The organism is Chitinophaga niabensis, from assembly GCF_900129465.1.
GTDB lineage: Bacteria > Bacteroidota > Bacteroidia > Chitinophagales > Chitinophagaceae > Chitinophaga > Chitinophaga niabensis.
The window spans coordinates 964,292-988,493 of the sequence record NZ_FSRA01000001.1; the positions used below are offsets into that span (position 1 = coordinate 964,292).

The 24,202-nt window shown below is 47.4% G+C and carries 18 protein-coding genes; 11 read left to right on the forward strand and 7 right to left on the reverse strand.

The window, feature by feature from the left end; genetic code table 11:
* Positions 1–3: 3 nt before the first annotated feature.
* The gene (locus BUR42_RS03590; RefSeq protein ID WP_074237902.1) at positions 4–879 is read right to left on the reverse strand and encodes an AraC family transcriptional regulator; all 876 of its coding nucleotides are present in this window, start codon (positions 877–879) and stop codon (positions 4–6) included.
* 178 nt (positions 880–1,057) lie between these two features.
* Here BUR42_RS03590 and BUR42_RS03595 point away from each other — a divergent pair, with 178 nt between their 5' ends.
* The 4 genes from BUR42_RS03595 to BUR42_RS03610 all read left to right on the forward strand — a co-directional run bounded on the left by BUR42_RS03595 (position 1,058) and on the right by BUR42_RS03610 (position 9,935).
* A complete protein-coding gene (locus BUR42_RS03595; protein ID WP_074237903.1) occupies positions 1,058–4,204 on the forward strand; it encodes a SusC/RagA family TonB-linked outer membrane protein in 3,147 nt (1,048 codons plus the stop codon).
* 10 nt (positions 4,205–4,214) lie between these two features.
* On the forward strand, positions 4,215–5,795 hold the full coding sequence (locus BUR42_RS03600) for a RagB/SusD family nutrient uptake outer membrane protein (RefSeq protein WP_159442208.1): 1,581 nt from the start codon (positions 4,215–4,217) through the stop codon (positions 5,793–5,795).
* A 20-nt stretch (positions 5,796–5,815) separates the two neighbouring features.
* On the forward strand, positions 5,816–7,012 hold the full coding sequence (locus tag BUR42_RS03605; RefSeq protein ID WP_074237906.1) for a glycoside hydrolase family 130 protein: 1,197 nt from the start codon (positions 5,816–5,818) through the stop codon (positions 7,010–7,012).
* Positions 7,013–7,091: 79 nt separating this feature from the next.
* The gene (locus BUR42_RS03610) at positions 7,092–9,935 is read left to right on the forward strand and encodes a M16 family metallopeptidase (RefSeq protein ID WP_074237908.1); all 2,844 of its coding nucleotides are present in this window, start codon (positions 7,092–7,094) and stop codon (positions 9,933–9,935) included.
* 87 nt (positions 9,936–10,022) lie between these two features.
* Here BUR42_RS03610 and BUR42_RS03615 read toward each other — a convergent pair whose 3' ends face one another.
* The 5 genes from BUR42_RS03615 to BUR42_RS03635 all read right to left on the reverse strand — a co-directional run bounded on the left by BUR42_RS03615 (position 10,023) and on the right by BUR42_RS03635 (position 18,387).
* Complete coding sequence (locus BUR42_RS03615; RefSeq protein ID WP_074237909.1) at positions 10,023–12,347, reverse strand: GAF domain-containing protein; 2,325 nt, start codon at positions 12,345–12,347, stop codon at positions 10,023–10,025.
* Between the two features lie 23 nt (positions 12,348–12,370).
* Positions 12,371–13,378 carry an SO2930 family diheme c-type cytochrome gene (locus BUR42_RS03620; RefSeq protein WP_074237911.1) on the reverse strand — a complete coding sequence of 336 codons (1,008 nt, stop codon included), beginning with the start codon at positions 13,376–13,378 and terminating at the stop codon, positions 12,371–12,373.
* 9 nt (positions 13,379–13,387) lie between these two features.
* Positions 13,388–14,650: a parallel beta-helix domain-containing protein gene (locus tag BUR42_RS03625; protein WP_159442209.1), complete on the reverse strand. Its 1,263-nt coding sequence runs from the start codon at positions 14,648–14,650 to the stop codon at positions 13,388–13,390.
* 13 nt (positions 14,651–14,663) lie between these two features.
* Positions 14,664–17,414, reverse strand: coding sequence for a carboxypeptidase-like regulatory domain-containing protein (locus BUR42_RS03630; protein ID WP_074237913.1), 2,751 nt, complete (start codon positions 17,412–17,414; stop codon positions 14,664–14,666).
* A gap of 100 nt (positions 17,415–17,514) precedes the next feature.
* Positions 17,515–18,387 (reverse strand): LytR/AlgR family response regulator transcription factor, encoded by an 873-nt coding sequence (locus tag BUR42_RS03635; protein WP_159442210.1) that lies wholly within the window; start codon positions 18,385–18,387, stop codon positions 17,515–17,517.
* An 81-nt stretch (positions 18,388–18,468) separates the two neighbouring features.
* Between BUR42_RS03635 and BUR42_RS03645 the strand changes: the two genes are divergently transcribed.
* Complete coding sequence (locus BUR42_RS03645) at positions 18,469–19,239, forward strand: DUF4846 domain-containing protein (protein WP_074237918.1); 771 nt, start codon at positions 18,469–18,471, stop codon at positions 19,237–19,239.
* 51 nt (positions 19,240–19,290) lie between these two features.
* Here the strand turns inward: BUR42_RS03645 and BUR42_RS03650 are convergent, their stop codons facing one another.
* Positions 19,291–19,494 carry a cold-shock protein gene (locus BUR42_RS03650; protein ID WP_074237919.1) on the reverse strand — a complete coding sequence of 68 codons (204 nt, stop codon included), beginning with the start codon at positions 19,492–19,494 and terminating at the stop codon, positions 19,291–19,293.
* A 172-nt stretch (positions 19,495–19,666) separates the two neighbouring features.
* Between BUR42_RS03650 and BUR42_RS03655 the strand changes: the two genes are divergently transcribed.
* The 6 genes from BUR42_RS03655 to BUR42_RS03680 all read left to right on the forward strand — a co-directional run bounded on the left by BUR42_RS03655 (position 19,667) and on the right by BUR42_RS03680 (position 24,154).
* Positions 19,667–20,506, forward strand: a complete 840-nt coding sequence (locus tag BUR42_RS03655; RefSeq protein ID WP_074237921.1) for a CvfB family protein — start codon at positions 19,667–19,669, stop codon at positions 20,504–20,506.
* A 23-nt stretch (positions 20,507–20,529) separates the two neighbouring features.
* Positions 20,530–20,910: an SRPBCC domain-containing protein gene (locus tag BUR42_RS03660; protein ID WP_074237923.1), complete on the forward strand. Its 381-nt coding sequence runs from the start codon at positions 20,530–20,532 to the stop codon at positions 20,908–20,910.
* Positions 20,907–21,386, forward strand: coding sequence for a hypothetical protein (locus BUR42_RS03665; RefSeq protein ID WP_074237925.1), 480 nt, complete (start codon positions 20,907–20,909; stop codon positions 21,384–21,386). The genes BUR42_RS03660 and BUR42_RS03665 overlap by 4 nt, the downstream gene beginning before the upstream one ends.
* Before the next feature lie 128 nt (positions 21,387–21,514).
* On the forward strand, positions 21,515–22,426 hold the full coding sequence (locus tag BUR42_RS03670; protein ID WP_159442211.1) for a helix-turn-helix transcriptional regulator: 912 nt from the start codon (positions 21,515–21,517) through the stop codon (positions 22,424–22,426).
* A 15-nt stretch (positions 22,427–22,441) separates the two neighbouring features.
* Entirely contained in the window at positions 22,442–23,272 is an 831-nt protein-coding gene (locus tag BUR42_RS03675; protein WP_074237928.1) for a metallophosphoesterase family protein, read from the forward strand.
* Positions 23,273–24,154 carry a class I SAM-dependent methyltransferase gene (locus tag BUR42_RS03680; RefSeq protein WP_074237930.1) on the forward strand — a complete coding sequence of 294 codons (882 nt, stop codon included), beginning with the start codon at positions 23,273–23,275 and terminating at the stop codon, positions 24,152–24,154.
* Positions 24,155–24,202: the final 48 nt, after the last annotated feature.

Genomic DNA, 24,202 nt, shown 5'->3' on the forward strand with positions numbered 1-24,202 from the left:
TATCTATATAAATGTGCGGGTGCCGGAAAGGCTTTCTCTAAAACCCTTCGGTGTACAGCCTTTTTTCTTTTTAAAGATACGGTTGAAATTAGAGATATTATGAAAGCCGCATTTGTAAGAGATCTCTGCAATGGAATAACGCGTATTCACCAGCATCCGGCAGGCATGGCCTAATCTTATTTCGTTCAGGCTGTCTATAAAGCTTACACCCGTACATTTCTTAATGAAGCGGCTGAAAGATACTTCCGTCATGTTAGTGAGCCTGGCGATATCTCCCAGGTTCACTTCCTTGTCGTAATTATTGTTCATGTATTCAAAAGCCTTTTCAATCCGCCGGCTGTTATGGTTGACCAGTCCTTTCTGAAAAGAGCTGTCTGATAAAGTACGCATGTTCCGGGAGATAGACAGGTCGTGCAGGATGGACATTAATTCCAGTACGGAGTCAAAGCCATTCTTCTGGTTGAGCGTAAGTAAACGGGGGCTTAATTGTTTAATGGTTTCAGGAGAAAAGAGGATGCCGTTGGCAGCGCTTTCAAACATGCTCCGCATAAAACGCAGCTGGTTCTTACGCAGCAGCTTTTCATCTATCAGGTCCTTATGAAACTGAATGGTCACTTCTGTGATCGCCTTGCTTTTACATTCATGGGTGAACCAGCCATGGTTTAGATTGGGCCCTACCAATACCAGTTCAAGATCCGTAATAGCGTCTATATGATCTCCCACAATGCGTTGTGCGCCGGGAGCATTCAGGATCAGGTTCAGTTCCAGTTCCTCATGGTAATGCAGCGGGAAGTCGAACTTGTCCTTTGTACGGGAAAAGATCATGAAGCAGTCGTGCTGTGTTAACGGGGTGATCTCCCGGAAGATATCATTTTTCATAACACCGATTCAATTATCCGAATTTACTAGATAAAAAAGTATTAAGTACAATTTTTATCAAAAAAAGGTGATAGTAGGGCTTTTATGATGGTTAAGTCTGAAATTATCAAATAAGAGATAAGAAAGTACTATAAGTGCATCTGTTTTAAATTTAGTTTTGGTTCAAATAATTCTCGTTATGAAATTTCTTTTACTCCACGGTGCTATTTTCAGCATTTTCCTATTATTGCCGGGAACCTCCCTATTCGCCCAGCAGAGAGTTGTTTCAGGTACAGTGAAGGATGAAACGAGCGGAGGGCTCCCTGGTGCAACCATTCGTGTTAAGAATTCTGCTATTGCTACCGTAACCGATGCAAAGGGGAATTACTCCCTGTCTGTACCGGATGCGGCCATCCTGCAGGTTAGCTTTACCGGTTATGAAACACAGGAGATAGCCGTACAGCAACGTAGTTCCATCAACATCGTTTTAAAGGCTACTGCTACCAATCTTACGGATGTGGTGGTGATCGGTTATGGTATAGTGAGGAAGCGTGACCTCACGGGAACAGTTGCTTCCATTAAAGGGGACCAGCTGAGCAAATCTGCTGTTAACTCATTGGAGCAGGGCCTGCAGGGCCGCCTGGCCGGAGTAGCTGTTACACAGAACGATGCAGCGCCCGGCGGTGGCATCAGTATACAGATCCGCGGTGCCAGTTCTTTATTGGGCAGTACGGAGCCCCTGTACGTAATAGACGGCGTGCCTGTTGCCAATGCCAGGGCATCTTTGAAAGAATCAGGTCCCAGGGAAGAGAATCATATTATGCGCACCAATACCAATGCATTGTCTACCATTTCTCCCGGCGACATTGAATCCATTGAAGTATTGAAAGATGCTTCTGCCACTGCTATCTACGGTTCACGTGGTGCCAACGGGGTAGTATTGATCACTACTAAAAAAGGAAAGGCAGGAAGAGGTAAGATCACCTTCAATACTTCCCAGGGCATTTCTACAGTTACCAAAAAGCTGGACATGCTCAATGCATACGAATATGCACAGTATCTCAATGAAGCATATACGAATGCGGGATTTGCCCCTGCAGACCTGCCTTATAGCGGTATGAACGGAAAGCTTTCGCCAGACCAGATCAGGGATAATTTCGGAGAAGGAGTGAACTGGCAGGATGCTATTTACCGCAAAGCCTATCTACAGGATTATGAACTGGGTGTTTCCGGTGGTACGGACAAGAATACCTATGCGGTGATGGGCAATTACCTGGCCCAGGAAGGAGCTATCAAAGGCTCACAGTTCAAACGTGGTGGTCTGCGGCTGAACCTGGATAACCAGGTGAATGAAAGGGTGAAAACATCTACCAATCTTTCCATATCCCGTTCTACCAACGCACTCGTACGCACGGCTGCCACTACCGGCGGAAGGGAAGGTGGCATTGTAAGGTCTGCCCTGAACTATTCTCCTATCCCGTATTACAGAACAGATGCCAACGGGAATATTATAAAAATAGACTACCTCAATGACCGGGAAGTATCGCAGGATATGTTTGACCGTTTCGGCGCCAGCCCGCTGCGTTATACGGATGAAGTGAAAGGTTTGCAGACCATCACTTCCGGTTTCGGCGGCTTTAATGCCTATGTGGATATTGTGAAAGGCCTGATGTTCCAGACCCGCCTTGGTGCTAATTATTTTGAACAGCTGAACGAAACTTATTTCCCGCGTACCGTGAGTGAAGGCCGTGCTACCAATGGTAAAGCCATTGTAAGCAATAGCAGCTATTACAGTTTACTTACAGAAAACCTGCTCACATACCGGCAGGAGATCGGTAAACACCGTTTCGACTTTCTCGGCGGTTTCTCTTATGAAAAAAGCACGAGCCGTTTCCGTACTTCAGAAACCCGCGATTTTGCAGATGATAAACTTGGTTATAACGATCTGTTCTCCGGCCTTTCCACAGCGCCTACTTTAACAGGCCGCTCACAATGGCAACTGGCATCCTTTATTGCCCGCGCCAATTACAGTTATGCAGATAAATACCTCTTCACCTATACTTACCGCGCAGATGGTTCGTCCCGCCTGGCAAAGAAGTGGCAGGGTTTCTCTTCTGTAGCACTGGCATGGCGTTTAAGTGAAGAACCTTTTATCAAAGAAGCAAACATATTCTCTGATCTGAAACTCCGCGCCAGTTATGGTGAATCAGGTAACCAGGCCGTATCTCCCTATAGCGTGCGGGCAAAATTATCCGGTGTTATCGCCAACATGAACAATGCCCTGGTTGCTGCGGTGGATGAAACCACCCTGCCCAACAAAGACCTGAAATGGGAAACCACTTCGCAATACAACATTGGCCTGGATGCTGCTTTTCACGACAGGTTCAATTTCTCTGTGAACATCTATCAACGTAAAACCAGGGACCTGCTGCAACAGATCACGCAACCACCCAGCACCGGGTATAATACCGTCACCGTGAATTCCGGTAATGTAATGAATAAAGGGTTGGAACTGGAATTGGGTAGCAGCATCTTCACGGGCGACTTCAAATGGAATGTGGCAGGTAATATCTCTTTCAACCGGAATGAGATAACAGACCTGGGTGAATTACAGGAACAGTTTGCAGACAGGTTGGGAGCAGGTTACGGGCTGGATGCACGGCCTTTCATTCAAAAAGTAGGTTTACCTATCGGCGCGGTCTGGGGATTTGTGGAAGATGGTATTTTCCAGGACCAGGCAGAAGTAGATGCTTTCAAAGCAGTACAACTGGATGCAAAGATCGGGCAGACCAGGTATAAGGATCTCAATAACGATAAACAGCTGAACGACCTGGACCGGCAGCAGATAGGGGATGTGAACCCTGATTTCAACTGGGGCTTCACCACTAATTTCAGCTATAAGAATTTTGACCTGAGTGTATTGATCTCCGGCGTGCAGGGTAACGATGTGCTTAATACCAATCTCATGAACTTCCATACACTCAGCGGTAGTTCCAACATTCCGCAGGAAGTATATGACAGAAGATGGAAAGGAGCGGGTACCGGTAACAGCATCATACAGGCTAACCAGGCAAATACAACGGCCAGCCGCTTTTCCGGTCAGTTCCTGGAAGACGGTTCCTATGTGCGGGTGAAGAACATTCAGCTGGGATATACCTTCCCAAAGATCAAAGGTGTTTCTAACCTGCGGCTTTACCTGAATGCCATCAACCTGTTCACGTTCACCAATTATTCCGGATACGATCCGGAAGTAAGTGCCTTTGAGAATGCAAACATGCGTGGTGTGGACCTGGGTAGCTACCCGCAATCCCGCACTTTAACCGTAGGCCTTAATGTTACTTTCTAAAACTGCCAACATGAAAAAGTTAATCACCACCATTTTATTAATATGCTTAATTGCTACTTCCTGTAAGAAAGCGTTAGAAATAGAAGTATTCGATTTTAAAGACCCTGAGAATTTCTATAAAACAGATAAAGACCTGTTGCAGGGTATCAATGGCGTATACAAAAATCTCATGACCTGGGATATGTGGATCTCCCCGGCCTGGTGTTCTGTACTGGGTGAAGATGATGACCTGCTGCTGGAAAACTGGCTGGCTGGCGGTTATACCGGAAACCAGCGTGGAGAGTGGTATATACAACGGCCCTGGAAAGGTTACTATTATGCCGTACAGCGTGCTAACCTGGTATTGAAATATGCAGCGCAGGTTACGGGGGATGCTGCCATGATAGACAGGATAAAAGCGGAGGCTTTATTCATCCGCGGCTTCTGTTACTTTGAGATAGTAAGAAGGTATGGTGCCGCACCGATCCGCACGGAAGCTTACACGCCGGAACAATCCAAGAACATTGCACGCAGCCCTGTAGCAGATGTATATAAACAGGCAGAAGCAGATCTGAAAGCAGCAGCTGCTGTATTGCCTGAAAATTACACCGGCGGAAAGTATGCCGCCGCAGATCGTGGCCGCCCTACCAAAGCAGCCGCACTGGGTTTGCTGGCAAAAGTTTATATGCATATGGCAGGTGATGAACTGAAACAAACGAATTATTATACAGAAGCTATTACTGCTGCCAAAGCAGTGAGGGATATGGCAAAGGCTTCCGGTTATCCGAAACTGGAAATGAACTATATGAAGAATTTCATTGAGTCCGAACAGGATAACAGTGATGAGATCCTCTTTGCTATTCCCGCCACACATTCTCCCAACCAGGGCTCTGAACTGCCCGGTTACTTTTCACCACAAGGCAGGTACAGTGGTGGCGGCAGTGGTGGTTTTGTAAGTATACGGATAGACCTTTACAATAAGTTTGAAGCGAACGATGCCCGCGTGGCATTTGGTACAGCTATCTGGGATAGCTGGAAAAATAATGCCAACGAAGATTATTATTATGTAAGCCGCCTGCCGGCTGGTGCTGTGTTTAAAGCAGGAGGCACCTGGGGCAGTGAATATGGTGGTGGCGCCGGTTATGGACAGGATACCTATACTTTTGGCGGGAAAGATATCTTTGCTTCGCCACGTTTGTATTCCAAAAAATATACGGACCCCAATGCGCAGGCAAAAGATGAAAACGGCAACAACCCCATCATCATCCGTTATGCAGATGTACTGTTATTGTTAGCTGAAGCAGAGAACGAAGTGAACGGCCCCACCGGCCTGGCTTATGATGCGGCGGACGAAGTGCGGGTGCGTGCCAACCTCCTTCCCTGGACGCGTAATCTCTCAAAAGAAGAGTTTCGTCAACGGATCAGGGATGAAAGAAGGAAAGAGCTCTATGGTGAATTCCAGCGCCGCTGGGACCTGATCCGCTGGGGCATCTGGATCCAAACCATGAAAGCTGCCGGCCGCGACAGGCTGGAGTTTCAGAAGTTATACCCTATTGCACAGGAAGAGATTGCAGGTAATAAAGAGATCACCGTTAATAATCCGGGGTACTAAGGAAATAACCAGTATTAGATATGAAAGAATTTACGGAGCGTTTAAACCGCCTGGAGAGAGCCTATGAAGCATTAGTTAGTCGTAAGAATGAACCCATGCCTGATGGGAATGGGGTCTTTGTACGGTATAAACACCCGGTGTTAACTGCGGCGCATACAAGACTAACATGGCGTTATGATCTGAATCCCGATAACAACCCTTACCTGATGGAAAGGTTTGGTATCAATGGCGTATTCAATTCCGGCGCTATCAAATGGAAAGGTAAATACCTGCTGATGGCAAGGGTGGAAGGGGTGGACCGCAAATCCTTCTTTGCCATCGCGGAGAGTGACAATGGCATTGATAACTTCAGGTTCCGGGAATATCCCTGCATCATTCCTGAAACGGATGATCCGGATGGGAACATTTACGATATCCGCCTGACGGCTCATGAGGATGGTTACATTTACGGGCTGTTCTGCACGGAAAGGAAAGACCCTGCCGCAGCCCCCTTTGACCAAAGCGCTGCCATTGCCGCCTGTGGCATTGTACGCACAAAGGATATGCAACACTGGGAGCGGCTGCCCGATCTGAAAACACCTTCTCCCCAGCAAAGGAATGTGGTATTACACCAGGAATTTGTGGATGGGAAATATGCTTTCTATACCCGCCCCCAGGATGGTTTCATTGAGGCCGGTACCGGCGGGGGCATTGGCTTTGGGGTTTGTGAGGATATTACCCGCCCTGTGATCGGTGAAGAAAAGATCCTGGACCCCAAAGTATATCATACCGTTTACGAAATGAAGAACGGCCTGGGCCCTGCACCTATTAAAACAGCACATGGCTGGCTGCACCTGGCACATGGTGTGCGGAACACCGCTGCAGGGCTGCGTTATGTGCTGTACCTTTTTATGACGGACCTGCAGGACCTGGCCAGGGTAACACATAAGCCCGCCGGTTATTTCCTGGCCCCGGAAGGTGAGGAGCGCACAGGAGATGTATCCAATGTGGTATTTTCTAATGGCTGGATTGCAGACGAGGATGGGCAGGTGTTCATCTATTACGCCTCTTCCGATACAAGGATGCATGTGGCCACCTCCACACTGGATCAGTTGATAGATTATGTTTTAAAAACGCCGGCAGACGGATTGCGGTCTGCCGCCACCGTCAATACCATCTGCAGGATCATTGACGGTAATAAAGCTTTCGCCCTGGTAAAGGGTAATGGTGTAAAATGATCCCCCCTTCCTGCCGTACCAGTTTTGTGCTGGTACGGCATTTTACCTTATATTTACTCCCAAACCACCATTTCAGTATATGAAAAGAAGAGTTCTATTGCTTGCGCTTGCTACCACAAGCGTTTTTTCTTTATGGGAGCAACCCGCCCTGGCGCAGAAAAAGGCCGCGCCGGTAGTAAAGAAAACAGGAGATGTTATCCCTGACGACCCCGATGTAAAGATCGGCAAGCTGGCCAACGGCCTCACCTACTATATCCGTAAGAATACAGAGCCTAAGAACAGGGCTGTGCTCTATATGGCCTTAAAAGCAGGTTCCCTGATGGAAACCGACGCTCAGCAAGGGCTGGCTCACTTCACGGAGCACATGGCCTTTAACGGTACTAAAGACTTTCCCAAAAATGAACTGATCAACTACCTGCAGAAGGCCGGTGTGAAGTTTGGGGCAGACCTGAATGCCTTTACTGCTTTTGATCAAACGGTATACCAGCTGCCTATTCCTACAGATAGCGCCGCACTGTTCAAGAACGGCTTTAAGATCCTGGCCAACTGGGCTGGATACGTAACCATGGAGGATAGTGAAATTGACAATGAAAGAGGGGTGATCGTGGAAGAAGACCGCCAGCGGGGCAAGAATGCGCAATCCCGTATTCAGAAAGAACTGTTGCCGGTACTCCTGAAAGGTTCCCGTTATGCAGAACGCATCCCTATCGGTAAACTGGATATTATCCAGAACTTTAAACATAACGAGATCAAACAGTTCTATAAAGACTGGTACCGTCCTAACCTGCAAGGGGTTATTGCGGTAGGTGATTTTGATGTTGCACAGGTGGAAGCGATGATCAAAGAAAACTTCAGCCCGCTGAAGAACCCTGCCAACCCTAAACCAGTTGTTAAATATAATATGCCGGATAACAAGGAGCCGCTGGTAAAGATCGTAACGGATAAAGAATTCCCTTACAACGTAGCTGTTGTAATGATCCGTCACCACGGTTCTGTTGGCAAAACAACTGCGGAGGTGAAAGCCGGTATCATTAATGGTATGATCAATAACATGATGGGCAACCGCATTAATGAACTGAAACAAAAAGGCACCGCGCCTTTCGTGGAAGGCCAGTTTTCCTATGGCGCCTACCAGGGAGGCCTGATCCCTGGCCTGGAAGCAACCAGCGTTGTAGCGGTTGCCAAATCCGGGGATGAGCTTACCAAAGCATTAGGTGGTGTAATGACGGAGGCAGAACGCATGAGCCAGTTCGGCTTTACCGCTTCTGAGCTGGACATTGTAAAGAAGAACCTGGAAGCAGGGAATGAAAAGTCTTTCAGAGAGAAGGACAAAACACCTTCTAACTCCTACGTACAGGCTTACCTCAGCAACTTCCTGCAAGGCAGCCCCATCCCGGCCGCTACCTACCGTTATGAAATGGTGAAACGCCTCCTGGGTGAGATCACACTGGAAGATGTGAACAAAAAAGCGAAGGAGATGATCAAGCCTGAGAATATGATGATCGTTATACAGGCGCCTGAGAAAGAAAAAGAAAAATTACCTACGGAAGCACAATTGCTGGCCACTGTTCAGGGCGCCGGCAAAGGTGTTACTGCATACGTAGAGAATAAAGTGGATAAACCGCTGCTGGAGAAAAAACCGGTGGCTGGTAAAGTAGTGAGCGAAGAAAAGATCGAAGGTATCGATGTAACCAAACTCACTTTATCCAATGGTGTAAAAGTATACCTGAAACCCACCACTTTCAAGAACGACCAGATCCTGTTCTCTTCTTTTGGAGAAGGCGGCACTTCCCTGGCGGACGATAAGGAATACCTGGCCATGAACTACGCCAGCAATATTGCCGGCGATGGTATCGGCGAATTTGATAACACACAGTTAAGGAAGTTATTGGCCGGTTCCACTGCCAGTGCCGGCGCTTACATTGGCGATCTGCACCAGGGCTTTAGCGGCAGCGCTTCTCCCAAAGACCTGGAAACAGCCTTGCAGCTGGTATATGCCCGTGCTACCAATCCCCGTAAAGATCCTGTAGTGTTCAAAAAGAACCTGGACGATTACAAGGTGATGCTGCAGAATGCAGACGATAACCCGGAAAGTGTGTATGGCGATACCATCACTGCCGTACTCTCTTCCAACAGCATCCGTGAAAGAAAACCAACTCCTGCAGAACTCGATGCCATTTCCCTGGATAAGTCCTTTGACTTCTACAAGGCCCGCTTCGCTGATGCCAGCGGACAAACCTTTGTATTTGTAGGGAACTTTGAAGTGGACAAGATCAAGCCATTACTGGAAACCTACCTGGGTGGATTACCTGCGGCTAACCATACAGAAAAATACATCGACCGTGGTATCAAACCATTAAGCGGTAAAGTAGAAAGAACTGTGAAAAAAGGTATTGAAGATAAAGCACAGGTGAAACTGTACTTCCACAACGATTACCAGTATTCACCGGAGAACAATCTGCAGCTGAGTGCATTGAGCGATATCCTGGAGTTTAAAGTACTGGAGCGTTTACGTGAGAAGGAGAGTGGTGTGTACAGCCCGAATGTGGGTGTTTCCTATGAGAAACTGCCCAGCCCGTACTACAACCTGCAGATCTCTTTCAGCTGCGCTACTGCAAATGTGGATAAGCTGATCGCTGCGGCGCTGGATGAAATTGAGAAGATCAAGAAAGAAGGCGCTACCGCGGTAGATGTGGAGAAGTTCAAAGCAGAAAGCAGAAGGGCTATGGAAGTTAGCCTGAGGGAGAACAATTTCTGGCTGTCCTACCTCACCAGCAAATTCCGCAACAACGAAGATCCTTTAAGCGTGCTGAAACAAAACGAACGGCTTGAGCAGGTAACCCCTGAGAGCGTTAAAGCTGCAGCACAGAAATACCTGGGCGGCGCTGACTATTTCAGGGCCGTACTGGTGCCTGAAAAATAGTTGATACCATAAGCCTGCGGGTTTACTGAATATAAACGGGGCTGCCTCAGCAAGAGGCAGCCCCGTTTGTTTATGGTGGTTATTCTTTTACTCCGGCAATACCGTTACCCTCAGGGCCTTCAACCCCGTTAACCCCTGCAGGTCTTCCAGCTTCAGCTCTTCGATCTCCGTATCCAGTACCTTTTCTTCCTGCAGGTAATGAATATAAGGCAGGTAATCTTCCACATCCTTATCATTAAAATAGATCAGCGCTATTGTATCCGGTTGTGTTAATCTTTCCTCCGTATCCCTGATATGCACTTTGTCGATCCGCTTTTTGATCATCTCATAACGGATGTTATAAGCTCCTTCCACATCAAACTTCCTTTCATCTGTTCTGAAACTGATATCAATGGTGTTGTTATGCAGGAAGATCAGTTGTGTAGTACGCAGGGCCTTGGGCATAGAAGGCAGCAGGGACCTGGTGATGCGTGCAATAGCTGCCATGGAGGTAAGTTGCCATAACCGGATGCTCTTCAGATGAAAATGAGAGAATGGCTGTTCCGGTGCAATGGATTGACCAATGTAAATATCATATTCTATCCCGTCCGTTCTGAACTTCTCAAAATAACAGGGGTAACCTTTTTGCAATTGCTCCTGTTCTGATTCCAGGTAATTATTAATGGTATTATTTAACAGGGTCATAGACTGGTCCAGCGCATGTTTGTTGGAATCTGTTACCTCAGCGATGTTCTTTACATAACTTTCAATACGTTCCTTCAGCTTCGGTTCCTGGCGGGAAAGGTGCTGCAGGTATTCTACAGATTCCGCCTGCAGGAAATAAGTGATATCACCTTCTTCTGTAGTGGTGAGCTGTTCTCCTGCTACTTTCTGCAGCCATGTTTTACAGGTGAAGACCATCCCGTCCAACAGGGAAGAGCGCTGAACAGCCTGGGCTTCCGTGAAGAGGCCGAGGAGCTGCATGAGCTGGTGCTCCAGGTCTGCCTGGATGGCCAGGTTCCTTTCTACAGTAGAATTGCGGATGTCTATAGCGCCATAGAGCGGATATACATCGGTAAAGCGGATAGGCGCCGTTTCTGTAATGGAAGCATCTTTCTTTCTGCGATACAGGTATTCCCAGGCTATCTCATTGAACTTCCACTGCACAGCAGGCTGAATGGAAGTGAACTTTTCCTTGATGATGTTCTCAATTTCCAGGTTGAATTCATCGATGTAGATCTGCATCAGTTGAGCAATGGCAGGGATAGCCGGTTCCAGTTTCGCGAATGTTTTTTCATCAAAGGAATCCGGTGCCCAGGTATGCATGGCCAATACACCTACCAGTACGCCATTGTGAAATACAGGGATCAACGCGAGAGAGCGTACGCCGTCATTGACAAAGGTTTGCAGAAAGCTGAATTCCCGGATACTTTCCTTTGCCACATCCGGCGAAAAAAAAGAGTTGGGATTCGCTGCATAGTGAGATGCCTGGCGCTGGAAGTGTTCAGGCGTAAGTGTTTGGTCTCCCCAGGTTTTATACAGTATGCCCGTACCACCACGTCCGAAGCCATACACCATTTTGCCGTTCACCCGCACAAAAGGGAACAGGTCGAACTCTATCTTGCTGCTGCACACCAGGGTTTTGAGGGACTGGATCACGTTCTTATACACCACATCATCTGTTTCCGCCGTACGGTTCAGCCTGATCTTGGTGATATTGTCGATCGCTTTTTCGGCTGTTACGTCTTGGATCGTAGAAACAGAGATACCCCTGAACTGAAAGAGTTCCAGGGGTAAGATGTCTTCCAGGTATTGGGAGCTGGTGTTCTGTGCTATGTGTGCATGCAGTTTGCCAAAATTAAGTTCCGGCAAAGGGCCTTTGGCAGTAGCTTCAATAAAATCCGTGTTGATATGAACGGTGTAGTATTGGAACAGCCCTGTTTCTTCGTTCTGGTATGCGTTGTATTGTTCGTGTTTTAATGGTGAGTGGTAATTATAGAATTTTTTCAGGATGTAGGAGTAGACCATGTCTATCCTTTCTTTCTTATAATCCTCTAAGGTTTTATTATTCAGGGATGTTTTACGGCTTTGCAGCACCGTATAGAAAGCCTCCGTACCATAGATGATGATAGGTTGCACCGGCACCCAGAGTGCCCACAGGGTTTCTTCTTCCGAAGAGGACATGGGAGATACCGTAGCATAGAAGTATTCCAGCAGGTCCGCATGGGCATAGAATTGTTCTATGCTCAGTTCATCCGGGAGCCTGGCGGCTTCAAACTTTTCCAATACATTTTTGAAGAAGTCTGCCTTTACCGTTTTTTCTTCTTTGATCCTTTTGTGCAGGAAAGTTATGAACGGCTTAAACGACAAAGCCGAATCGATTTGTAGTCCATCAGGCATATTGCCTGAAAAATCAATGAGTAGTTGCTGCATGTCAGGAAAGAAATTACCCGAAATTACTGATTTCGTGGCAATTGATCTATCCATGTTCTGATCAGCGCAACCCCTTCCTTATGGACCAATGTTCTGGCCAGCTCAGGCATAGCCGTGCCCGGTTCTGTACTGTTCATCCGGTAAGCGAGGATAGACTGGTCAGCATTCCCGGGAAGGATGTCGTAATCGAGTCCGCCTGCCCCGCCACCCGCAGATACAGGGCCTTTCAGGAAACCAAGATGTGCAGGGTCTTTTTGTTCGTATTCAAGAAATAAGCCGGTATTATAGGCATCCCCGCCTTTAGTATGGCAATGCGCACAATTTACATCCAGGTAGGCACGTGCCCGTTGGGCTACGGTATAGTGTACACTGTCTTTCCAGTCCGGCAGTACCGGTACCCGGGCAAGAGCGGGCATACCTTTCAGGGAGCCATTGCTTGCCCACTGTTGTAAATGCGCATGGAGATTGCGGGCTTTAGGCCCGATAGGCAGCAGTTCCCCGTTGTTGGAATGGCATCTTTTACAATCATTGGTATTCGGCACCTGGTAAACCGTAGTAACCCTTTGCTGCCGATCGTCCAACAGGGTGATGGGTACTTTCTTCCCGGTGATCCATTTAACGGCTTCCGTTTGTTCCGCATTCCAGAGATAGTTCATCACCTTCCAGCGTTGATCAAAGGGATCTTTGAATAACAAACGGGTTTCGATCAGTGTTTTAACATGAGCCGTATCGTTATACGCGAAGTTCTTAATGATGAAGGTAGAGTCAGGAAAATCCAGTGTGCCGGAATCCCTGTACTGCATGCTCTTTCCTGCGGGCAGTACAATAAAGCGGTCCTTCAGCGCATAGTCCGTGAACAGCGGTGTGCTGAGTTCGTAATGCTGCACACCGCCTGCTGCGGTCAGTGTTTTCAGTTCTCCTGTAAAGAAACCGTAATCGGATAATTTCTCTTTAAATTCGAAAGCCTGTTTAGGCTGCTGAGGTTGACCGCAACCCCATAATACAATACTGATAAGGATCAATCGCTTCATTCCGCTTTTCTATTTACAACTAAATGCCGTCATGTCCGTACCCGGACGCCAGTTTTTTGTGCCGATGTTCAATGCGTCCGCATTCACAAAAAGATTGTTGCCTGTTTGTTTGATGCAGATGGAATCCGGGTTTATTTTTTGTTCCTTCGTGATCACGTTCGTAGAAATGCCATCATACAGGATCAAAGGGATGCGTGCTCCTTTACGTGAAGCATCCTGCTGATTCAATTGCTGTTCGATGGCTACGAGGATCTTGCCGGTATGGTGTGCAAATACGGGTTCAGGGAAACCGGGTCCCATTTCCAATGTGTTATCATGTATGTAGATGTTCTTTGAAACAGGGAAGTAGCTGGCTTTGATCTTTTCACCTGCTTTACTGTCCACAAAGAAGCCCGATACTATAATGATAGCACTGGAATTGTTATTAACGATGCGGTTATTATACAGCTCAATATCAGAAGTGGCCTGGATGATCACACCACTGCCGGGTGCTGCATTACCCACACCCCAGGTAGTACCAAAGCTGCCGGATTTGGCGAAGTTCCTTTCATTATTATCGTGTATGTAATTGTTGTAAGCTTTTACATGCCCGCCCCGCTGGGAAAGGTCCGGCAGGTCAAAGATCAGGAAGCCGGAAGTGTTGCCATAGAATTCATTGTCGAATACTTCCGCATGGGTAGTGTTCTCTATTTCACAGCCCGCCACATTTTTATAAGCCTTACAATTCTTAACTACGGCTTTATTGGTTTGCCCTACATAGATGCCCGCATCAGATGCGCCTTCAGCATAACAGTTTTCGATCAATACGTCGTTACATAACACGGGATAGATGCCGTAACCGCCATTGCTGGAATCCATGGCTTTCCATACGGTATGCAGGTCTGTAATGCGTACGTTTTCGCTTTTATTTATTTTCAGCAGGTCTCCTTTGGATTCCCTTAAGGTGATGCCGGAAATGGAGAAGTCCTTTACCTCTGATACCCTGATACCTTCGCCGCCCTGGGTTTGGCCGGAGAAGTCAAGGATGGTTTTGTCCGGCCCTGCACCTTTGATGCTGATATGTTTCAATTGCACCAGGCTGAGGTTATCGAATTTGTACAGCCCTTCTTTCAATTCAATACTGCTGCTGTCTGTCAGCGACAGGAAGGCTTCCAGGATCTTGGCTTCTTCCCCGGGGCCAAAGCTGAGCATGGTTTTATAGTCTCCCGGAGGTTTAGGTGCTGAACAGGCGGCGGCCAGGATAACAATCAGCATGGATAGATACCTTTTCATAAGACGTGTGTTTTTAGAATACATTATAAGCAAAAGTGACATAATAGACTCCTCCGATAGCGGGACTGCCGAAACCTGTATAATAATACCTGTTGGTGAGGTTCGTAGCCCCTATTTTGATCTTTGAATGTGCTTTGATCAGTTTGTAACTGAACTGTGCGTCCAGCACCACATTGGCAGGGATAGTGCCGCTGCCGAACCCGATCGAATAAAAGTAAGCCGGCTTATACCGCAGGCTGGTATTGAAAGAGAGCTTCTGTTGTTTGCCGAATCCGCTGTTACCGAATTCTACGTTGAATTTCCAGTTCGGGGTATTGAAATTATTGATCTGGCTATTATTCCTGTTCTTTAAGAAGTCTGAAGAGAAGTTCGCCTTTGCACCAAAGTTACGGGAAAGATCAACGCTTACACTCGCAGCGTAACCATAAGTGTTCACCGTTTCTGCGCCATTGTAAGCAATATTATAGGCAATATATTTACTCCTGTCCTTAAAAGCCGTCACATCCTCCGTTCCGGGCGTATTGGCCACATTCACATACCCGATGAAATTCTTCCAGGTGGAATAATAACCCAGTACGTCTATCAATACCACATTTGAGATCAGGGCAGAATAGCCCAGCTCAAATGCGTCTACGGACTGCGGTTTTATATCACTCAACCGGAACTTTTCCAGTTTGGAAGGATCATTGCTTTGCTGGTATTCCTGCACACTGGTTAAAGTGTAGGCCGGGTATTTATCAAACCCGTATTCTCCATACAGTAACCTGGCAGAGCCGCCGGAGGCAAAGCTGTTATAATCCACCAGCGTGCTTTGCAGGGACTGGATATTGGAGGGGAAGCTGTATGCATTTTGATAAGAGAAACGCAGGAAGTTCTCTTTTGCCACTTCCACCACGCCAGACAGGCGGGAGGTGATCCGGGGTTTGCTGAACAGGGTATTTTTATCATAACGGAAGGCCGCACCTAATCTCAGTTTATTATCGATCAGTTTTTTGGCAAGGTGTGCATAAGCACTATACTCTGCTACATCTATCGGCCCATCTGTATCGGGGAACAGCGTACCTTTTGAATCCAGCCGGAACAGGCGGTAGTTCAATCCTGCGATCACATCTATTACCTTAATAAAATGGGAAAGATTGTACTGGAATTCTGCGTTGTACAATTTGCTCCTGTCCTGGAAGAGTGTGCCGCCCCGGGAAGTAGGGATGCCTGCAATACTGTCTTTTAAGTGGTTAAACCGGGCGCTGCCGGCAGCCGGCCTGCCCTGGTCAGCAAAACTCCTGGCGGCCAGGTGCGCATCGTTCAGCGAACTGCCTGTGGCGAGGGCTTGCAATAAAGCGCCGGTATACTGGGGATACCAGCCATCCATGGTGGAGGGATCAAAGCTGGGCTTCCAGGCTTCGTTCAGCAGCTGCGCCGTGGGGCTGGCGATGATGGTGTTACCGGAGTTTTCGCGGGAGGTATATCCCCTGAGGAACCAGTGTTCTGCTTTCAGTTCCACCCGGTACTGCCCCAGCCGGAAATTGGTCAGGGCATAGCGGGTATCGTTACTGTATACGGAATTGCCCTGCCCGTATGTGCCGGAAATGATGGCTTCCAGTTTGGGCTTTATTTTATAACGTACTTCTGCATTCAGCTTCAGCAGTTTGGCCTCATCGCTCAGGTAACCATATTCTGCATAACCCGTGCGGGAAACGTAATTGGAAGGTTTCTCCAGCAGCGGATCTATAATAGGGGCCAGGGAAGGATCGCCGGCCAGGGCTGCCTGCAGGAAGGGATTGATATCTACCGAGGTTTTGCTGCCATAGGAGTTCACCCCGTTGTAATTAGGATCTGTATATCGTGAGCCGGGGCCATTGGTGTTAGAGGTATCATTGGCCATCCATTCTTTGGCCATGGTGTATTGCAGGTTGAATTTGAAGGCCAGTTTCTCATTTACCTTTTTTGCCCAGCGGAGGGTCCAGTCGTAATAGGGCTGCGGCCCCATAGGGTCGTTGCCTTTGCCTTTTTTAACATGGTTCACGCCCTGGGTGATCTGTACGCTGAGCCCCTGGTATTTGAAGGGATCTTTACCCGTCATCACAAGGGTACCGTTCAATCCGCGGGAACCATATAATGCGGAAGAGGCGCCGGATAATACTTCCAGGTTGTCCACATCCAGTTCCGTTAAACCAATGGCGGCACCCAGGGGAAAGTTAAGGCCGGGAGCAGAATTGTCCATTCCATCCACGATCTGTGTGAAATTGGTGTTGCCGCTGGTATTGAAACCACGGGTGGTGATGGTGGTGAAGGTGAGGCTGGAGGTAGTGATATCAACACCTTTCAGCCCCTGGAGCATGTTGTAATAATTGGTCTGGGGAGAATTGATGATGTCTTTATTATCGATCCTTTCAATCGTTACCGGCGATTCTATTTTGCGCTGCACATTCCTGCTGGCGGATACCACCACCTCCGTCCCCAGGATGGTGGTGGGCGTTAATTCAACCTGCAAGGGTTTGGCAGAGGATATTTCAATTTCTTTTGTTTTAAATCCCAGGGAGGAAAAAACGAGGGTTACAGGAAACTTCGATTTGGTGGTGAAACGGAAGTGCCCCTGGTCACTCGAATAATCTCCGTTGGGGGTGTTCTTTGCCACTACGGAAACCGCAGGTATTACTTCTTTGGTAACACTGTTCCGGACCGTTCCGGAGATCACCTCCTGCGCTTGCAGTGAGGTGAGGGCAGTGAGCATAGCGCAGATAGAGAGTAGCATCAGTTTATGCATGGGCAGGGAAATTGTGGTAAGGCGATATTAGGCAAATAGGGGATATTGCCCTACGTTCAGCGGGGCTTTGGGGTGAAGGAAGGAGCCTGCGGGGTGAAAATCAGCAGGCAGGGGTGAACCGCTGCAGGAAATCGGAGAGATAAGAAGTGGATACCGGAATGGTCACATCCTCTAATCCATCTATCAGCAGGTAATGCCCTTTTGCATTTTTCTTAAAAAGGATCACCCGGGATAAGTTGACCATATAAGAACGGTGCGATCGGGAAAAGCCGAGACCGGAAAGCTGGGGTTCCAGTTTTTTGAGAGAGCTCCTGATGAGTTCTTTTTTAACTACCGTTCCGTTGAGGTAGAAAATATGTACATAGTTATCTTCTGCTTTCAGTAATAATAGATTGGAAGGAGCGAGGGTAAGGGTGAGCTTATCATATTCGTCCCGGATGTGCAGGGCTGAATCTTTTTCTTTTTCTGTGGTCTGGTTCTTCAGCTGACCTACATAAAACCATCCCATTGCCATGGAATAGGGAAGGACCATTACGCCGAAAGCATATTTCAATGTATCTGTGTATTCCGACCAGGAATATTGGAGATAGTCGTGCATGGAAACATTCACAATGTTTACGATGATGGCGATCAGCATGGCTTCTCCGAGGAACCAGGCGATGAATTGTAAATGGCTGAGGGGTTTATTGCCTTTGAAGCGGATCAGTCCGAATTGGGAGAGGGTTAACCCTGTTACGCCGCATAGGGAGAAGATGCCGAAAACGCCTGTTACAGTTTGCGGGCCGCCTTCGTACCATTGGTTCATGTTAAAGGGGGAAAAGATGTACATGAAAAGGAAACTGAATCCTCCGCAGAACAGGATTAAAGAGATGCGGTTCTTAACGGGTGCAAGTAAGTTGCAGGGTGCCTTAAGCCAGGTCAATAACAATGAGCCCGCTAATTCTTTTGCGGATAGTGTTAGCGTATGTTTCATAACTGAATTGGTTGACAGGATTAAGTTAGCGTTTTTTATGGAAAAAAGAAGGCATCGCATCTGGATGTAAAACTGCTTCCTTTGAAAAAGTACATCCTCATCGCAGCCCTTTTTTGCGCCCACCCGCTCTCTGCACAAACAGTCCGGGACCTCCCGTTACCGGCCGGTTACGCCCGCGTTCCGCAACAGGAAGGTTCTTTCGGTGCCTGGCTCCGGAAAGTTCCCCTTAAAAAGAACAATACCGTTTACCTCTATAACGGCAATAAAAAAGCCAACCAGTCCGCCCAATTTGCCGTGCTGGACATCTCCGTAGGAAAGAAAGACCTCCAGCAATGCGCCGATGCCGTTATGCGGCTCTACGCAGAATACCTGTATGCTAATAAGGAACTTGGTAAGATAAAGTTCAAAGCAACCGACGGCACGGAAATGGACTATGCCGGCTGGGCAAAAGGAGACCGTTTTGTACTCCGCAACGGAAAATTGAAACGCAGCCGCATAGCAACAGCAGCAGAGAACAGGACCATCTTTGGCCAGTACCTGGAGTTTGTATTCTCCTATGCGGGCACACTGTCCCTCAGCAGAGAATTACAGTCGGTAAATAATATATTGCCGGGAGATGTATTCATCCAGGGAGGTTCCCCGGGCCATGCCGTGATCGTAATGGACGTAGCCGTCAATAAAACAGGGCAGAAGATCTTCCTGCTGGCACAAAGTTATATGCCCGCGCAGGATATCCATATCCTCAGGAATCCCGCTTCCGGGCAAAGCCCCTGGTATGAAGCAGCAGGTGAGGGAGAGCTTCTTACGCCGGAATGGACCTTCAACAGGGCAGACCTGAAGCGGTTTATGTAATAAAAAAGGGCTGGTCTTGAGACCAGCCCTGTAAAACGATATTAAGCAAGCTTAATCTATACGTCTAACATTTACAGCGTTCATGCCTTTTCTTCCTTCCTGCAATTCGAACTCTACGCGGTCATCTTGCTGGATCTCGTGAACGAGACCATTTACGTGTACAAAAGTTTCTTTAGAAGATTCATCATGCTTGATGAAGCCAAAACCTTTTGTCTCATTGAAGAACTTTACAGTTCCGGTGAATTTTTGTTCCATTTGTGTATTGTATTATAAAAATATGGTTGCGAAGATATAACTAAATATCTATTACACCTAATTAACCACTCGTTAATATAATTTAAATTGACGGTTACCAATTTACGAATGTGTAAATCCGGTATATGTGCTGTTTTGCCCTGTTTTTTTATTGTACCTTCGCAAAAAAAGCATGATCAGCATAGGCGCATACAATCATTTGAAAGTAAAGAAGGAAACAGATTTCGGGGTGTTCCTGGACGGAGGAGATAACCTGGAAATACTGCTTCCTAAAAGATATGTGCCCAAAGGAACCCGTGTAGACGATGAAATAGAAGTTTTCCTGTACCACGACTCTGAAAACCGCCTGATCGCTACAACAGACAGGCCCTACGGCGTGGCGGGAGATATTGTGCTCCTCAAAGCAGTAGACATCACCCCACAGGGTGCTTTCCTGGACTGGGGCCTGGTAAAAGACCTTTTCGTGCCGCTTTCCCAGCAGCTGAGCAAAATGCTCAAAGGGCAGGAATACCTCGTAAAGATCTACATCGATGAAATGACGGGCCGCGTTGCCGCAACAGAAAAAATAGATCAGTACCTCAGCAACGAAACCCTTACCGTAAAGGAAAAGGACGTGGTAGACCTGATCATTTACCGCCGCAGCGATATCGGTTTTGTGACCATCATCAACAAGCTGCACACCGGCGTACTGCATTTTGCAGACCAGTTTAAACCATACGATATCGGCGATAAGCTGAAAGGATTTGTAAAAGCTATTAAATCCGAAAACAGGATAGATGTAGTGCCGGGCCAGGCCGGATTTAAGAAGGTGGAAGATGAATCCTCCAGGATCCTCCGCCTGCTGCATGAAAACAACGGTTACCTCCCTTACCATGATAAATCAGACCCCGAAGAGATCGTTGCCTTCTTTGGTATGAGTAAGAAAACCTTCAAAATGACCACCGGCAATTTATATAAACAGCAAAAGATCACTTTTACCAAAACAGGTATTCAGCTGATAGCAGAAGCATGATTTTTTAGGTAGATTTGCGCCTTATGAAGGATTATAAAAAGCATTTTATTATTACAGCGCCTCCCGAAGAGGTATACCTGGCATTAACGCTGCCCGCCACTATTCAGCTATGGACCGGCGAAGTAGCAGAAATGAGCACAGAACCCGGCTCTGAGTTCTCTTTATGGGAAGGCAGTATCTCCGGTAAGAACCTGGAATTCGAAAAGGGCAGGAAGATTGTGCAGCAATGGTATTTCGACCAGGAAGAACCTTCTATCGTTACCATCATTTTACATCCTCATAAAAAAGGTACCTCCGCAGAACTAAAACATTCCAACATTCCCGATGAAGATTACGACAACATCGTGGAAGGTTGGAATGAAGCGTATTTTGGCAGCCTGATAGACTTTTACGAGGGAGAATGAAAACAGCCACCATCACGGAACTGAAAAAGGAATTAGGCAGCCTGCCACCGGCAGAGCTGGTGGAACTATGCCTGCGCCTTGCTAAATTCAAAAAGGACAGTAAAGAACTGTTAACCTACCTGCTGTTTGAAGCACACAGCCTGGATGGCTATATTACCTCCGTTAAGGAACACATCAGTGTTGAATTTGATGGCCTGGCCACTACCCACTTATACCACGCCAAAAAAACACTGCGGAAGATCCTGCGTTTCACCACCAAACATATCCGGTTCACCGGGTCAAAACAGGCAGAGATAGAACTGTTGCTTTTCTTCTGTGAAAAGATGCGCCGCTCCGGCCTCCAGATCGATTACAGCGTACAACTGAACAACATTTACCTCCAGCAGCTCCGCAAAATAGAAAAGGCCATTGAGGCCCAGCACGAAGACCTCCAGTTCGACTACCGCAAACAGCTGGACGCTTTATCTTTTATATAAGGAATTACTGCTGACATAAGGTTGTCATCCACCCCTTGTTCCTTTGCTTAAACGCATTTGAAAAATGATGACCGGCATTGGTCAACTGGTGCTTTGCGGTGCTAAAGCCAATGCATAAATTTGAACTTATGAGTAATACAATGCTGCCTGAAGTTTTATATGTGGATGACAGAGGCGCAGAAGCGCATATCAGTATGTTAGAACTCCGATTGAAGAACGCTCATGTATTCACTGCTAAAAGCCGCCAGCAAAAACCTGTCCGCTATGTGGAACAGGATAAGCGCCCCAGCGTAGGCATGTATTTTTCCATAGAAGGCGTCAGCGGCGCTTATCCTACAGAAGGAGAAGCGTTACGGCTCAGCTCCAACCAGCATGTAATGGGCTATAAACCTCATTTCGATGGTTATTACCTGGTAGAATCTTCCTTCAACCATAACCTGGGCATTGAGCTGGAACTGCCCTTCTTTGAACGGCTGCTGTCCAATGAGCTGGATTGCCTCCAGCGCTTAGCTGATAAGATGCAAAAAGGCTTGCCGGCTGCTCTTTCTCCTTATCCACTCCCCATTTCCTCCCGTCAGAAAGCAGTGTTGTTAGACCTGTTTAACTGTAATTATACCGGTCACCTGCGGGAACTCTATTTTGAGGCCCGGATCATGGAGCTTTTTATGCTGCAGGCAGAGCAGGCGGAAAGTTATATGGGCCGCAAGCCCCTCATGATCAAACCCGCAGATATCGATAAACTGCATAATGCCCGGCAGTTCGTTAAGCTGAATATGTTTGAGGCCATTAGCCTGCAACAGGTAGCCAGGGCCGCCGGTTTGAATGATTTTAAGCTGAAAAAGGGCTTCAAGGAACTATTTGGTACAACCGTGTTCGGGTACCTGAATGAACTGAAAATGAACCATGCCAAACGCCTCCTGCTGGATGGCGGCATTACCATCGGAGACCTGGCCTTCGACCTCGGTTACAGCGAAGCACATAATTTTACCAAAGCCTTTAAAAGACATTTCGGATATCCTCCCGGGGAATTAAAAAGTTAATTAACTTTAAACCCTATGCTTACCCGGAGAACCTTCCTCAAGAACACATTGAAAGGCATCGTATTGATCGGTGCCGGCAATACACTGCAATCTTTTGCTGCAGACAGTTTTATCCTGCCCGATAAACGAAAGGTGAAACTTCGTTTTGCCCTGGCCTCAGATGGCCACTACGGCCAGGAGAAAACCACCTACTTTGATAACCATAAAAAGATGGTGCAGCACCTGAATAAAGAACGAAGCCGCCGCGGCCTGGACTTCTCCGTGATCAATGGAGACGTGTTCCACAACGATCCTAAATTCCTGCCGGAAGCTAAAACCACCTGGGACGGCTTATCCATGCCTTATTACGTTTCGCATGGTAATCACGATATGGTGGAAGAGGAGATCTGGCAACAGACCTGGGGCATTGCCTGGCACCATGCATTTGAAGTGGATGATACCGCCTTCCTGATCCTCAACACAGCAGACATCAAAGGAAAATATATCTGCCCGGACCTGAACTGGACGAAAGAACAACTCGAAAGATACAAGCATAAAAAGCAGCTTTTCGTATTCATGCACATCACCCCTGTAAAGTGGACGGAGCATGGCATCGACTGCCCTGAGCTGATAGAGATGTTTTCCGCACAGCAGAACTTAAAGGGTGTATTCCATGGGCATGATCATATAGAGGATAGTGTGAAAGAGAAAAATGGCAAACACTATTTCTGGGATTCGCATATCTGTGGTAACTGGGGAACGCCTTATACCGGCTACCGCGTGGTGGAATTACTGGAGAATGGGGAAGTGCTGAGTTACCAGGTGAACCCTGATGTAAAACAACCCGTCAACAGCACCAAAATATAAATGAAAGCAACCGCAGCCAGTAAAACGGCGCAATACATGGCCTTATTCCGTGCATTGGAATATGGCCGTCCTGCTTATCAACGTTTGTTCACAGACCCTTATGCATTTTCCTTCCTGAGCGGCGGCCTTAAAATGGCCACCCGTTTATCAGGTATTCCTTTTGTACGAAATATCATCCGGGGTATCATTCAGCGTAAAATACCAGGCGCTTATTCCTCAGGCCTTGCCCGTACCCGCTATATAGACGATCTGCTGGAAAGCACCGTCAGCCAGGGTGTGCAGCAGGTGATCATCCTGGGGGCAGGATTCGATACACGGGGCATCCGCTTACCTTTTTTAAAGCCACTGAAAGTGATAGAAGTAGACCATCCCAATACCGCTAAGGAAAAGATGGCCATCGTTGCACAACAATTGGGAAAACTGCCGGAACATATCACCTATTACCAGCTGGATTTCAACCAGCAAACCTTAGACGCTTTCTCTTTCGATTTCAGCCTGCCCACCACCATTATATGGGAAGGCGTGACCAATTACCTCGATGCTGCAGCCATCGATGCCACCTTTGCTTTCGCATCCCGCTTTGCCCCGGGATCTTTTGTGATCTTCACCTATGTACACCAGGGCGTTTTAAACACCCCGGAACAGTTCTTCGGCGCAGAGAAATTGCTGAAAGACCTGGAGCAGATAGAAGAACGCTGGACCTTTGGTTTTGCGCCGGAACAGTTACCTGCCTACCTCGCCAAATATCACCTGGAACTGAAAGAAGACCTTGGCGCGGAAGATTACCGCAAGCGCTACATACCGGAAAGGGCGGAAAAAGGATATGAGTTTTACCGGGTAGCCATGGCTGCCAGCAACAGTATTTTATCGTTTCATACCTGAATATTGCCAAAACATAGGTTTCGTGGAAATTCTTGCTAACTTTTGCCC